The sequence below is a fragment of the Labrys methylaminiphilus subsp. lupini genome (assembly GCF_051161885.1).
Classification (GTDB): Bacteria; Pseudomonadota; Alphaproteobacteria; order Rhizobiales; family Labraceae; genus Labrys.
The window spans coordinates 3,038,966-3,051,555 of record NZ_JBMDIH010000001.1; the positions used below are offsets into that span (position 1 = coordinate 3,038,966).

The 12,590-nt window shown below is 64.4% G+C and carries 12 protein-coding genes; 8 read left to right on the plus strand and 4 right to left on the minus strand.

All coding sequences use genetic code 11. The features are described from left to right. The first annotated feature begins 251 nt into the window (after positions 1–251). Entirely contained in the window at positions 252–1,466 is a 1,215-nt protein-coding gene (locus ACN6KF_RS14195; RefSeq protein WP_434957452.1) for a type III PLP-dependent enzyme domain-containing protein, read from the plus strand. Between the two features lie 96 nt (positions 1,467–1,562). Further along, complete coding sequence (locus ACN6KF_RS14200; RefSeq protein ID WP_434957453.1) at positions 1,563–2,153, plus strand: hypothetical protein; 591 nt, start codon at positions 1,563–1,565, stop codon at positions 2,151–2,153. On the opposite strand, the gene ACN6KF_RS14205 is transcribed toward ACN6KF_RS14200, so the two are convergent. Together ACN6KF_RS14205 and ACN6KF_RS14210 are read right to left on the minus strand one after the other, a co-directional pair. Beyond that, positions 2,150–2,938: an SDR family oxidoreductase gene (locus tag ACN6KF_RS14205; RefSeq protein WP_434957454.1), complete on the minus strand. Its 789-nt coding sequence runs from the start codon at positions 2,936–2,938 to the stop codon at positions 2,150–2,152. The genes ACN6KF_RS14200 and ACN6KF_RS14205 overlap by 4 nt on opposite strands. Before the next feature lie 32 nt (positions 2,939–2,970). Beyond that, the gene (locus ACN6KF_RS14210; protein ID WP_434957455.1) at positions 2,971–3,429 is read right to left on the minus strand and encodes a RidA family protein; all 459 of its coding nucleotides are present in this window, start codon (positions 3,427–3,429) and stop codon (positions 2,971–2,973) included. A 92-nt stretch (positions 3,430–3,521) separates the two neighbouring features. On the opposite strand from ACN6KF_RS14210, the gene ACN6KF_RS14215 reads away from it, so the two are divergent. After that, positions 3,522–4,373 (plus strand): LysR family transcriptional regulator, encoded by an 852-nt coding sequence (locus ACN6KF_RS14215; RefSeq protein ID WP_434957456.1) that lies wholly within the window; start codon positions 3,522–3,524, stop codon positions 4,371–4,373. Positions 4,374–4,405: 32 nt separating this feature from the next. On the opposite strand, the gene ACN6KF_RS14220 is transcribed toward ACN6KF_RS14215, so the two are convergent. Beyond that, positions 4,406–5,428, minus strand: coding sequence for a helix-turn-helix transcriptional regulator (locus tag ACN6KF_RS14220; protein WP_434957457.1), 1,023 nt, complete (start codon positions 5,426–5,428; stop codon positions 4,406–4,408). A 315-nt stretch (positions 5,429–5,743) separates the two neighbouring features. Between ACN6KF_RS14220 and ACN6KF_RS14225 the strand changes: the two genes are divergently transcribed. Genes ACN6KF_RS14225 through ACN6KF_RS14245 form a run of 5 tightly spaced genes read left to right on the plus strand, consistent with a single transcriptional unit; the run spans position 5,744 to position 12,102 of the window. After that, positions 5,744–7,924, plus strand: a complete 2,181-nt coding sequence (locus tag ACN6KF_RS14225; protein WP_434957458.1) for a TonB-dependent siderophore receptor — start codon at positions 5,744–5,746, stop codon at positions 7,922–7,924. Beyond that, positions 7,918–9,123 (plus strand): ABC transporter substrate-binding protein, encoded by a 1,206-nt coding sequence (locus ACN6KF_RS14230; protein ID WP_434957459.1) that lies wholly within the window; start codon positions 7,918–7,920, stop codon positions 9,121–9,123. The genes ACN6KF_RS14225 and ACN6KF_RS14230 overlap by 7 nt, the downstream gene beginning before the upstream one ends. Further along, entirely contained in the window at positions 9,120–10,190 is a 1,071-nt protein-coding gene (locus ACN6KF_RS14235; protein ID WP_434957460.1) for a FecCD family ABC transporter permease, read from the plus strand. Before ACN6KF_RS14230 ends, ACN6KF_RS14235 begins: the two co-directional genes overlap by 4 nt. Further along, the gene (locus tag ACN6KF_RS14240; protein WP_434957461.1) at positions 10,187–11,029 is read left to right on the plus strand and encodes an ABC transporter ATP-binding protein; all 843 of its coding nucleotides are present in this window, start codon (positions 10,187–10,189) and stop codon (positions 11,027–11,029) included. Before ACN6KF_RS14235 ends, ACN6KF_RS14240 begins: the two co-directional genes overlap by 4 nt. Then, positions 11,026–12,102: a DUF2218 domain-containing protein gene (locus ACN6KF_RS14245; protein ID WP_434957462.1), complete on the plus strand. Its 1,077-nt coding sequence runs from the start codon at positions 11,026–11,028 to the stop codon at positions 12,100–12,102. The genes ACN6KF_RS14240 and ACN6KF_RS14245 overlap by 4 nt, the downstream gene beginning before the upstream one ends. 31 nt (positions 12,103–12,133) lie before the next feature. On the opposite strand, the gene ACN6KF_RS14250 is transcribed toward ACN6KF_RS14245, so the two are convergent. Further along, positions 12,134–12,562, minus strand: coding sequence for a MerR family transcriptional regulator (locus ACN6KF_RS14250; RefSeq protein ID WP_434957463.1), 429 nt, complete (start codon positions 12,560–12,562; stop codon positions 12,134–12,136). Positions 12,563–12,590 lie beyond the last annotated feature (28 nt).

Here is a 12,590-nt window from a genome sequence, read left to right on the forward strand (position 1 = left end):
TCACCGCCTGCGGCGAATGTCCAGGCCGATGAAGCCTCGTTTCTGGGAATTTCGGACCATGCTTGAGTCACGGTGGCCAGAGACACCGTTCAGGCAGAACACATGGCCGTGCGTGCCGTAATCGACCCAGTTTGGCGGGGCCGCTTCTCCCCTCATCGCTGCCGTCACATTTCTGTCAGGAAAGACGGTTGTTTTGCAGCAGCCATGAACAGGCTTAAACATGGATCATGAAACGGGGCGTCGATTCGGCCATGCAGAAATTCACCACCGCCCGCGAAGCTGCGCTAGCGCTCCGCCCGGACGAGCCGGTCTATGGTTTCCGTCCGCAGGTCCTGGCCGCCGATGCGCGCGAGTTCATGGCGCAGTTTCCCGGCAAGACTGCCTATGCCGTTAAGACCAATGGCGAACCGATGATCCTCAAGGTGCTGGCCGGGGCCGGCATCACCTCCTTCGATGTGGCCAGCCCTGCCGAATTCGAGGCGGCCCGCGCAGCCTCTCCCAATTGCGAACTGCTCTATATGCATCCGGTCAAGGCCCAGTCCCATATCCGGCTGGCGTTGGAGACCTATGGCATCCGCGAGCTCTCGCTCGACCATGAGGACGAGGTCGCCAAGATCCTGCGCATCGTGCGCGCCCTCGATATTCCGCCCGAGGAGATCACGCTGTTCCTGCGCCTAGCCACCAAGGGTGCGGCGGCCTATGAACTCTCCAAGAAATTCGGCGCCACGCCGACACACGCCGTTGAGCTGCTCGACCGCATGGCCGGCATCGGCTTCAAGACCGGCATCGCCTTCCATGTCGGTTCCCAGGTCGAGGATCCCGAGACCTATGAGCGGGCACTCGCTTCCGTTGCCTGGGTGCGTTCGCGCATCAAGGAGGATATCGTCAGCCTCGACATCGGCGGCGGCTTTCCGGCGCAATATGGCGTGGATCCGAAGAAGAAGGGCTCGAACCAGGGCACGCCGACCACCGAAGCCCTGATGCGCCAGATCGGCGCCGATATCGCCGACTGGAAGCTGGACGACCTGCCGCTGGTGGCCGAACCCGGCCGCGTGATCGTGGCGCGCTGCCTGTCGGTGATGGTGCGCGTGCTGCTCAAGAAGGGCCAGCGCCTCTACATCAATGACGGCGTCTGGGCCTCGCTCTCCGATTCATGGACGGGCAAGCTGCTGCTGCCCACCCGCTTCATCCCCGACCCCGCCCGCAAACGCCGCAATGGCTCGCCCGACAAACTCTTGCCCTTCCGCATCTGCGGCGCGACCTGCGATTCCGTCGACATCCTGACCCGCCCCTTCTATCTGCCCGAGACCATCGACACCGGCGACTGGATCGAGATCGGCCATATCGGTGCCTATTCGCTTGGCCTGCGCACCCACTTCAACGGCTTCTTCCCCGACCGTTTCGTCGAGCTGGAAACTCCGTTCGAGGAAGAGCCCGGTGTGAGCATTCCGATCGCGGCGGAGTAGCACCGCGCCTCCCTCCTTGATCTTTTCGTTGGGATGACGACTTCGGTTCCGAAATCGTTTGCTTGCCCCAGCCCTCGCCCTTAGCTTGATGACGCAATGGAACAGGTCGTCTGTTCTTGCATCCTGGGGGTTCACTTGATTCGTCTTCTTGGTACCTTTCTGATTTGTCTTGCACTGGGCGCCTGCGCGGGAACGTCGGGGCGCACGTCATTTTCGCCAGCTTCCGACCCAGGCCTGGCCTCACAGGGTTGGGTAGAGGCGCGATCCTACGGAGGGCTTGTCCCGGCCGGGGCGCGCATCAAAAAATTACTGGTCTGCGTCAAGCCGCAATGCGGAGGCCTCGGTTTCTTGGTGGTCGGCACCGCGGCAACGCCAGCCAACAGTGCCGTGGGCGTTCGCGCAATATTGGCCAATCCGAAGTTGACCGACGCAAAACTACGCCAGGCTCTCCAGCTTCTCATGGAGGGGTCACCGACGCTCGCTCCCTATAACGGCCATCTCGTCGACGCGCGCAAATCGGGGGATTCGGTGATCATGACTTTCTCCTTCAGCAAGAACGTACCTAATGCCGGCCTCACGCAAGGCCTGGTGCGCGCAAACGTCACCGCGTCGCAGATGAATATCGTGGCGGCCGGCGGCCCCACGCTTGCCAAAGCTCGGGACAGGTTGAGGTTAGGCGGGAACTAAAGAATCGCCCTCGCTAGGCCACCGTCGATCGGAATGGCCGCGCCGGTGACATAGGAAGCCAGATCACTGGCCAGGAAGGCGGCAACGGCGCCGAATTCGTCGGGGGTGCCGTACCGCCCGATCGGAACCTCGGATTGGCTTTCCGCTGCGATCGTCTCGGCCGCGACGCCGCGCACCTCGGCATCGAGACGATCGAGCACTTTGGTGCGTTCGGTGTCGAGCCGGCCGGCAAGCAGAAGGTTGACGGTGATGCCGTCGGCCGCAACCTCGCTGGCCAGGCTCTTTGCCCATCCGGCCACCGCCGCCCGCAGGGCATTCGATGCCGCCAGTCCTTTGATCGGCTCGCGCACGCTTGTGGATGACACTACGAGGAGCCGCCCCCAGCGCCGGGAGCGCATGCCAGGCAGGACATGGGCGGCGATGCGCAGCCCTGTCATGAAGATGGCGTCAAACTGCCGATGCCATCGGGCCGCGTCGGTATCGCAGGCGCCATAGGGCGGGGGGCCGCCGCCATTGAGCAGCAGGATGTCGACACCGCCCCATTCACGATCGACCTGTTCGAGCATTTGCGTCACTTGCAGGGGGTCGTCGAGGTCAGCCCGAATCCCGAACGAGGCCGGCGAAAAACGGTGAAGGTCGTCGAGCGTCCCCTTGAGCGCCTGATCGTCACGGCCGACCGCGGCAACCGCCGCGCCTTCTTCCGCCAGGCGCGCGGCGACACCACGACCAAGGCCCTTATTGCCGCCCAGGATCAAGGCGCGTTTTCCATCTATGCCGAGATTCATGTAATTTTCCAATATCTTATGAATAATCTTGCCTATCGGACATGCACGATGGCATCGACCTCGACGGCTACGCCGAGGGGAAGCGACGCCATCCCCAGCGCGGAGCGGGCATGCTCGCCTCGTGATCCGAGGATCTTGAGAAACAGTTCGGAGGCGCCATTGCCCACCTGCGAGATTTGGCTGAATCCCGGCGCCGCATTGACATAGACCGCGACCTTGGCGATGCGAACGACCCGGTCGAGATCCCCCTGCAACGCCGCGTCGAGCCAGAACAGCACGTTGGCGGCGCATAATTCGGCGGCCTTGCGGGCCTCGTCGAGGCTCACATCCTCTCCGACCTTGCCGATCGCGACAACTTCCTCCCCCCGCTCCGGGATCTGGCCGGAAATGTAGACGATGTCGCCGACACGCACGCAAGGCGCAAATGGCAGGTCGGCGCGGGCGACCAGCGGCGGTGCGAGACCGAGTTCGTGAAACCGTTTGGCGAGCATGATGGCCTCCTGCAATTCAGCGGGAGCAGACTTGCCAGATCCGGTAATTAAAAAGTATTCTTATAATGATTATGTCAATATCAGGATAATTTATGACCAGGGATCTGGATCCCCATCTCTTGCGTGCCCTGCTTGCGGCCGCCGAAACCGGGACGATCAGCGCGGCAGCCGAGCGGCTGTCGCGGACGCAGGCGGCGGTCAGCATGCAATTGCAGCGGCTCGAAAGCGATCTCGGTGCCAGACTGCTCGACAGAACCTCGCGCGGCGTCTCGCTGACGCAGGCCGGCGAGACACTGGCGGCCTATGCCAGGCGCCTGCTCGCCCTGACCATCGATGCCCGGCGGCAGATCGAGGGCCAGCAATTGGCCGGTAGGATCAGGCTGGGACTGGTCGAGGATCTCGCGCTGACGCAACTGCCGCTGCTGCTGGCCGATTTCCGCCAGCAGCACCCCCGGATCGAGCTCGACCTGATGACGGCCCACAGCCCCGACCTCGACCTCGCGGTGCGGGACGGTCGCTGCGATATCGTCATCGCCGACCCCTCCCGTTTCGGGTCGTCACCGCATTTCCACTGGTCGCGCCGGCTGGTCTGGGGTGGCAGCCGCCTGATCGACCTGCCCGTCGACGAGCCGGTACCGCTGGTTGCCTTCGAGGAATCCTGCACCTGGCAGGATCGGACGGCCGTCGCCTTCGCCGAGGCCGGCATCGCCTGGACGATCGCCTGCCACGTCACCACCTTCGCGGCGCTGGTCGGGGCACTGAGGGCCGGTCTCGGCATCAGCCTGATGCTGCCGGAAACGCTCCCGGCCGATTGCGAGACCCTCGCGCCGCGATATCGCCTGCCACCGCCGCCGGCTGCCTATTTCGGCCTGTTCCTGGCGCAAGAACCGAGCAATCCCACACAGCAGCTCGCCTCATTTCTGCGTGCCAAGCTGATCGCCTGACACCAAGCGGGTTCATGGATGGTCCGGAGGCCTCAATGGGCCCGTCGCGCGCCCAGCACCTCGCGGGGAGTGATGCCAAACTGGCGACGGAAAGCGGTGGCGAAATTGGCCGGGCTGGCATAGCCCGCCAGCTCGCTGGCCTCCTGCACACTCTTCTCGCCCGACAGCAGGGCGGCATGGGCATGTTCCAACCGAATGCGCCGCACATAGTCGAAGACACTATGGCCCTCCCCCAACCGGAACAACCGTTGCAAGCCGCTGGCGCAGACCCCCGCCTCCCGGGCGATCGCCTCGATGCTGAGCGACTCGGCCAGACGGGCTTCGATCAGATCCTTGGCGCGCCGCAGGCGGACCAGATCCTGACGAGCCAAAGCACCGCTGGCGGGCTTGCCGCGATCCGTCCGCGTCGCCGCGGCGATGGTCTCCGCTACGATCTCCACGGCGCGCCCCTCCAGATAGAGATTGCGCAGTTCCGGCGCGAAGGCCGTCGGCGTCATGACCTGCCGCACCAGCTCGGCCAGGCGCGGTGTCAAAATCCAGCGATGCTCGCCCAGATGATCCTTGAGCAGCCCGGCCACGACCCCATCGCCATGCACCGCTTCAAGACCTTCGATCTGCAACCATTCCGACGAGGCGGACACGACCAGATGGCGGACATGCTGGCGTTCCCGCGAGATCCTGCGGAAGATTTCGGGCGTGGTACTCATGATGGCAACGCCTTCCATCGCCCCGCGCGGCCCGCCCCGAAACTCAAAATGACGGTCGCCGATCCCAAGCCCCACCTTGCCGTCCACGAAGAAGATGCAGGACAGGCCCGGCTGCAGATGCGAGGTGACCGTAAAGGCGTGCTCTTCGACCACATCGCCGCCATGCAGGAACAGGCCCGGGCGCAATTCCCGGTGCATAAACTCGCCTTCCATCAGGATATCATCCATCGACAGGCGGCTGTCGGGGCTATCGAGGGCAACCCGGTCCCTTTCGAGGAAATCGCGCACGCGAATGGCCTTGAGCTCGCCGCCGGTAGCCTGCCCGCGCTGGCTTGACACTGTGCTCATCGGCAAAGCCCTTCCGTCTACGTCCGACATCTCTCCACCCCAGAGTCAGGGCTTGGGACGCCGCGATCATCCGTCACCAAAGATTTCATCGGCGCGCAAAGATCTAAGATCGGCGCGCAAAGACCTTAACATTGCCAAGTACGAAACAATGCCATAGCCGATAATTAAACTCACCTAGTAAGTCAATTCCCTGGGCCTCGCATGTTTTTGAATAGATCAAAACTAGAATACAATCGCAGCGTTACCAGTGGATCGTTACGAAATTCAAAATCTAGAATGAATCTAGACTGCGCAGAATTCGTGTTGCGATTGCGTATGGTTGCAAACGTCTCCGGGCTGACGCTCACCATCGTCCTTCTCCATGGCGTGTCCGCGCCCGCCGCCCTGGCGCAGCAGAATGGCACGGCGACGTCGCAACCGATCGAGCTCGATCCGGTCGTCGTCCAGGCGACAGGTGGCCCGAGCGGTGAGCGGAGCGTGGTGGCCAAGCGCAACAAGAGCGCGTCCAAGACCGATACGCCCCTGATCGAAACACCACAGGCGGTCAGCGTCGTCACGCGCGGACAGATGGATGCGCAGGGTGCCAATACGGTTGCCGAGGCACTGCGCTACACGCCGGGCGTGATGTCGGACCCGAACGGCAACGATATCCGCTATGATTGGCTCTACATCCGCGGCTTCAACACCTACGCCACAACCTGGCTCGACGGGCTCGTGCTGCCCGGCGATCCCAGCGCCTACGCCAATCCCGCCATCAACCCCTATACGCTTGATCGGGTCGAGGTGATCAAGGGCCCGGCCTCGGTGCTCTATGGGCGCACGGTGCCGGGCGGCTTCATCAACCAGGTCAGCAAGCGCCCGCTCACCACCGCCCGCCGCGAAATGTCGCTGCAATCCAGCGCTTTCGGCGGCATCCAGGGCGCCTTCGACTTCACCGGCCCCCTCAGCGACGACGGCGCCTGGTCTTATCGGCTGATCGGCTTGGCCAAGAACCTCAACACCCAGATCGACCATGAGCGCGACCGGCAGTTCCTGATCGCGCCGAGCCTGAGCTGGCGCCCCGACGAGAACACCACGCTGACGCTTTACGGCTACTATCAGAATGATCGGCCGGTCTTCAATCCGCGCTTCTATCCGGCCGTGGGCACGCTGCTGCGCAATCCCAAGGGCCAGATCCCGCGCGACATCTTCCTTGGAGAGCCGGATTGGGGCCACTTCCACCGCGACTATTTCCATCTGGGCTACGAGTTCGAGCACCGTTTCAACGACACCTGGACAGTGCGCCAGAACCTGCGCTACGGCCGCTCCGACCAGAGCATGAAACTGGTGCTGGTGAACCCCGCCTTTGCCTGGCAGTCCGACGGACGTACCCTCGACCGTGTCACTGCCATGTCGCAGGACACGCTATCGGGCTTCACGGTCGACACCCAGATCGAGGCCAAATTTGCCACCGGCCGCTTCGATCACACGGTGCTGGCGGGCCTCGACTATATGCATGGCACCTCGTCGACCAATTTCGGCAATAGCGGCCCGACACGGCCGATCGACATCCTCGATCCCGTCTATGGCAATGGCCCGTTCCCACTGGCCCCGCTTCAGCGCTCCGGCCTGCAGACACAGAACCAAGTCGGCGCCTACATCCAGGACCAGGTCCGCTATGACCGCTGGGTCGCAACGCTCGGCCTGCGCTACGACATCTCGCAGATTGATACGAAAGACCGCATGCCCGAAGGTAAGGCACCTGTTACCACCAAGGACAGGCAATTGAGCGGGCGCGCAGGGCTAACCTACCTGTTCGACAATGGGCTGGCACCCTATGTGAGTTATTCGACCTCCTTCTTGCCGTTGCTTGGAACCAGCGCTTACGGGCAACCTTTCGAGGCCTTGACGGCGGAGCAATATGAGGCCGGCCTGAAGTACGAGCCCCCCGGTGGCGGGGGTATGGTGAGCGTTTCAGCCTTCCAACTCACCACGGACAATTCGCTGTCCTCCCTCGGAATCCTGGGCTCTGTCCAGAACGGTCGGCAGCGCGTTCGCGGCATCGAATTGGAAGGCAAGTATGATTTCTCGCCGCAATTCCAGGTGATGGCCTCCTATGCCTATTCGGACTCCAAGATCCTGTCCTCCACCAATGCGGTGGAGCGTGGCAGGGAAATGCTGCGGCTGCCCGAGCACCAGGCGAGCCTGTGGGCTCTCTATCGCCCCGGCATTGTGCCCGGCCTGTCCCTGAGCGCCGGCATGCGCGCAACCTCCTCCTATCAGACCGACGCCAAATATCTCCCGCAACTGCGCATTCCCGGCCGGGCGCTGGTCGATCTCGGTGCCGAATATGATCTCGGCACTCTGGGCAAGAACCTGCAGGGCGCCACTTTCCGGGTCAATGTCACCAATCTGTTCGATAAGACCTATGTCTCGCACTGCCTCAACATCACCGGCGGCAGCTGCAATTACGGTGCGGCACGCGCCATCACCGCGAATCTGAAATACACATGGTGATGATCGCAGAGCTCTACCGCACCGAACCGCAGGCCGCAGTCACCGGAATGGTGGCTCGCGTGCGTATGACCCTCCTCTTGCTCGGCAGCCTCATCCTGGCTGCCATGAGCCTGGTATCGGTGGCCCAGGCCGAGATCCGGATGACGGACGCCGCCGGCCGCGAGGTTCGCCTGCAACAGCCGGCCAGGCGCATCGTCACCAATGACAGCCTCGTCCTGCTGTCGCTGGCCCTCGTCGATCCGCAGCCAATTTCCAAGCTGGCCGGCTGGGCCGCGCCGCAGCGTTTCGATCGCGGCCTCTACGATGCCTTTCGCCGCCGTTTCCCCGAGATCGACAACATTGCCGTGGTCGGCGCAGTTTCGCCCGCCAACAGCTCGGTCGAGGCGATCCTCGGCGCGCAACCCGATCTTTTCGTCGTCAGCATCTGGCAGCCCGATTGGGACGCGATCGCGGCCAAGCTCGAAGCTGCGGGCGTGCCGGTAATCTTTCTCGACTCGCCCCGCAACAGCAGGCGAGCCGGCGAGGCAACCATCGCCTCGATCCGCCTACTTGGCAGGGCCATCGGCCAGGATACCCGTGCCGAAGCCTTTGCGGCCTTCCTGAAGGCTCGCTACGACGCCATCGCACAGCGACTTCGAGGCGAGAAGACGAAGCCCCGGGGCACCTGGCCCCAGGTCCTCGTCGATGCCCATGCCGGCCTGCAATGCTGCTCCACCCCCGGTGCGGACAATCCCATCACGCATGACCTGGCCTTTGCCGGCGGCCGCGTACTCGGCGCGGACATCGTTCCCGGCTATGATGGCCAGCTCAGCCCCGAATATGTCCTGGCCGCCGATCCAAAAGTCTATGTCGGCACCGGCGGCTCGCATCTGGCCAAGCGCGGCGGCCTCGTTCTCGGCGCCGGCATCGAGCCGGAAACAGCCCGCACCTCCCTGCGCGCCGTGGTCCAGCGCAATCTCCTCGGCGAACTCAGCGCCGTGCGTGAAGGCCGCGCCTATGGCCTGTCGCACCAGGTCGCCATTTCGGCCCTGAACATCCTGGCGGTCGAATGCCTGGCGAAATGGACGCATCCGGAGCTGTTCGCCGATCTCGACCCGGCGCAGACCCTGGCCGAGATCAACCGGAGCTTCCTGGCAGCCCCGATCGAGGGAACCTTCTGGATCGATGCGAGACCTGTGACGGGTCCGTCGGCGCCATGAGCCCCGTCCCTTCCACCGATGGCTCCGGCCGCACCGCCCTCACCGACTATCGCGCGAGCCAGCGCCGCCGCCTGTTCCTGGTCCTTACACTGATCGCACTCGGGCTCGCCGCCTTCTCGATCGACCTCGTCGTCGGCCCGTCCAGTGTCGGCCTGCACAACACGTTGGCGGCTCTGTTCGGCACGGACGAAGTGGCCCGCCCCATCCAGGTTATCGTCTGGCAGGTCCGCCTGCCGATGAGCGTGATGGCGTTGCTGGTCGGCGCCGCCCTTGCCTTGGCTGGTGCGGAAATGCAGACGGTGCTCGGAAATCCCCTCGCCGAACCGTTCACGCTCGGCGTGTCCTACAGCGCCGCTCTCGGCGCGGCGGTGGCGATCGTGCTGGGCCTGTCGCTGCCCGGGTTACCGGCGGGCTGGATGGTTTCAGCCAATGCCTTCTTGTTCGCCGTCCTCTCGCTGGGGGCGATCCACGCGCTCGCCCGCTGGCGCGGCGCCAGTCCGCAGACCCTGATCCTGTTTGGCATCGCGATCGGCCTGTCGGCCGAAGCCCTGCTGTCGCTGCTGCAATTCATGGCCTCGACCGATGCCCTGCAGCAGCTCGTCTTCTGGCGCATGGGCAGCCTGGTGCGCGCGGATGCCGGCTCCACCCTGATCCTGGCCGTCGTGCTCGCCGTCAGCATTCCCTTCTCGCTGGCGGCTTCCTCGCGCTTCACGCTGCTGCGCCTGGGGGAGGAACGCGCCCGCAGCCTCGGTGTCGACATTGCCAGGCTGCGGCTTGGATCGCTGCTGCGCGTCGGCCTGCTCTCGGCCACCGCGGTGGCCTTCGTCGGCGTGATCGGCTTCGTCGGCCTGGTCGGCCCGCATATTGCGCGGCTGCTGGTCGGCGAGGACCATCGCTTCCTGCTGCCCGCCAGCATGGCTGTGGGGGCGCTGGTCATGCTGGTCGCTTCCATCGTCACCAAGCTGATCATACCTGGCCTGCTGCTGCCCGTCGGCGTGGTGACAGCGCTGATCGGCCTGCCCGTATTCTTCACCCTGGTGCTGCGAACGCTGAGGAAAGGCCGATGAAAGCGGATCATACCCCCACACTCATCGTGCGCGGGCTTCATACCGGCTATAGCGGGCATGACATTATCGCCGATCTCACTTTGCCTCCCCTGCAGCCGGGGCGGCTGGTGGCGCTGGTCGGCCCCAACAGTGCCGGCAAGTCGACCCTGCTGCGCGCCATGGCTCATCTCATTCGCATGCGCGGTGAGGTCGCGCTGGGCGAGCGCGACCTCACCCGCATCAGCCCCGCCGCACGGGCGAGGCTGGTCGGCTTCATGCCGCAGGCCCTGCCGCTCGACGTCTCCCTCAGCGTGCTGGAAACGGTGATCGCGACCCTGCGGGTCGCCCAGGCGGGCGAAGGCGCAGGCTCGCATGCCGAGCAGGCGCTGGATGTCCTCACCCGTCTCGGCGTGCCCTATCTCGCCTCCCTGCCGCTCGACCGGCTCTCCGGCGGACAGAAGCAGGTGGCCAGCCTGGCGCAAGCCATCGCCTGCGCACCGCCCGTGCTGCTGCTCGACGAACCCACAAGCGCACTCGATTTGTCGCGGCAATATTTCATCATGCGCAGCATCAAGGACTATGCCGCGGGCGGGCGCATCGTGGTGGCCGTGCTGCACGATCTCGCCTTGGCCGCGCAATGGGCCGACGACCTCATCGTCATGCGCCAGGGCAAGCTCCATGGCGCCGGACCGCCTGACGAAATCCTCACCCCGCGCATGCTGGCCGATGTCTACGACATCGAGGCTCGGGTGGAGCACTGTTCGCAGGGACGGCTGCAAATCATGGTCGACGGTGTGGTCGAGCGGAGCAACCGCTCAGGCATCCCCCCGACCCATCAACACCAGAAGGCAAACCCATGAAGCGTTTTGTCGCCCAGGCCCGCATCGAATTGCCTGACCCCGAAGCGGTGATCGGGCCGCTCTGCGAGCATTTCATCGAACATGGTGCGGCGGTCGAGCAGCGCGACGGCGCCCATATCCTTCGTTTCCGCGGCGCCCAGGCTCGCTTTTCGAAGACCGGCCCAGCCACGCTGGTCGACACCGAGGCGGAGAGTCTCGAGGAACTCTACTTCATCCGTCAGGCCGTAGCCTCGCATATCCTGGAATTTGCCCAGGGCCGCCGGCCCGCCATCGCCTGGACTGGGGATGGCACGGAGATCTCACGTCCTCCCAACTTCCAGATCTTCCGGGTGATCGGAGTAAAGGATGTGACGCCTCGGATGCGCCGTATCACCTTTTCCGCCAGTGACGTCACGCGCTATCAGTCCATGGAGGCGCTGCATCTCAACATCCTCGCCCAGCACCCCGACCTGTCCGAGGCGCAATGGCCGAGCGTCGGTCCGGACGGGCTGATCCATTGGCCCGATCTCGATCGCAAACCCAGCCTGCGCAAATATACCGTGCGCTCGCTCGACGTTGCGGCGGGTACGCTCGATATCGATTTCGTGCGCCATGCCGATGCCGGCCCGGGCTCCAGCCTGGCGGAAAGCGTGAAGCCGGGCGAGGAGGTCGGCATTCTCGGCCCAGGCGGCGGCGGCCTGGCAGAGGCCGACTGGTATCTGTTCGTGGGTGACGAAACCGCGCTTCCGGCAATCGGACGCATGCTGGAGCGCCTGCCCGCAAGCGCGCGTGGCAAGGTCCTCATCGAGGTCGCCGACGAAAGCGAGATACAGCAGCTCGATTTTGCCGCGGCCATCGAGATCGAATGGTTGTTCCGCAACGGCGCGCCGGCCGGCACCACGAATCTACTGGTCGATGCGGTCAGCCGCACCGCCCTCCCCGGCGACGGTTCCCGCCTCTATGCCTGGGTGGGCTGCGAATACCAGGCTTTCCGCACTTTGCGCGCCCAGCTCCTGGGCGAGCGCGGCCTGCGCCAGCACAAGCATCTCATAGTCGCCTATTGGCGCAGGGGGCATGACGAGATCGCTCATTGAGAAAGCGCTGCGGCGCCGGGACGCGCCGCGCTCAGTGATGCACATGCAGGCATTTGTCGTGATCGGCCAGGATCTCGATCACGCGGCATTCGGCGACGCGGCCGTGGCGGCAGCCTTCCGCCATGCGCTGCAGCTCCACCTTCAACGCCTGCAGGCTGGCAATGCGCTGCTCCACCTCGATGAGGCGAGCCTGGGCGATGGCATCGGCCGCCGCGCAGGACTGGCCAGGATTGTCCTGCAGATCGAGCAGGGTTCGGATTGCATCGACCTCGAAGCCGAGTTCCCGCGCATGGCGGATGAAAGCGAGCCGGCGCACATCGGCTGCCTCGTAGAGACGCCGGTTGCCATCGGTGCGCGGCGGCGCCGGCAGCAGGCCGACCTGCTCGTAGTAACGGATGGTCGGCACCTTGACGCCGCTGCGTTTGGCCGCCTCGCCGATCGCCACGCCTGAAAGCTTCATTTTCCGCTTGCTCCTCTAGCCACTAGAG

Bases quoted from the DNA above. Each gene is read 5' to 3' on its own strand.
- ACN6KF_RS14220 (WP_434957457.1), bottom strand. From the start codon at position 5,428: ATGAGCACAGTGTCAAGCCAGCGCGGGCAGGCTACCGGCGGCGAGCTC.
- ACN6KF_RS14230 (WP_434957459.1), top strand. From the start codon at position 7,918: ATGGTGATGATCGCAGAGCTCTACCGCACCGAACCGCAGGCCGCAGTC.
- ACN6KF_RS14205 (WP_434957454.1), bottom strand. From the start codon at position 2,938: ATGAATCTCGGCATAGATGGAAAACGCGCCTTGATCCTGGGCGGCAAT.
- ACN6KF_RS14195 (WP_434957452.1), top strand. From the start codon at position 252: ATGCAGAAATTCACCACCGCCCGCGAAGCTGCGCTAGCGCTCCGCCCG.
- ACN6KF_RS14250 (WP_434957463.1), bottom strand. From the start codon at position 12,562: ATGAAGCTTTCAGGCGTGGCGATCGGCGAGGCGGCCAAACGCAGCGGC.
- ACN6KF_RS14200 (WP_434957453.1), top strand. From the start codon at position 1,563: ATGGAACAGGTCGTCTGTTCTTGCATCCTGGGGGTTCACTTGATTCGT.
- ACN6KF_RS14225 (WP_434957458.1), top strand. From the start codon at position 5,744: ATGGTTGCAAACGTCTCCGGGCTGACGCTCACCATCGTCCTTCTCCAT.
- ACN6KF_RS14215 (WP_434957456.1), top strand. From the start codon at position 3,522: ATGACCAGGGATCTGGATCCCCATCTCTTGCGTGCCCTGCTTGCGGCC.
- ACN6KF_RS14235 (WP_434957460.1), top strand. From the start codon at position 9,120: ATGAGCCCCGTCCCTTCCACCGATGGCTCCGGCCGCACCGCCCTCACC.
- ACN6KF_RS14240 (WP_434957461.1), top strand. From the start codon at position 10,187: ATGAAAGCGGATCATACCCCCACACTCATCGTGCGCGGGCTTCATACC.
- ACN6KF_RS14210 (WP_434957455.1), bottom strand. From the start codon at position 3,429: ATGCTCGCCAAACGGTTTCACGAACTCGGTCTCGCACCGCCGCTGGTC.
- ACN6KF_RS14245 (WP_434957462.1), top strand. From the start codon at position 11,026: ATGAAGCGTTTTGTCGCCCAGGCCCGCATCGAATTGCCTGACCCCGAA.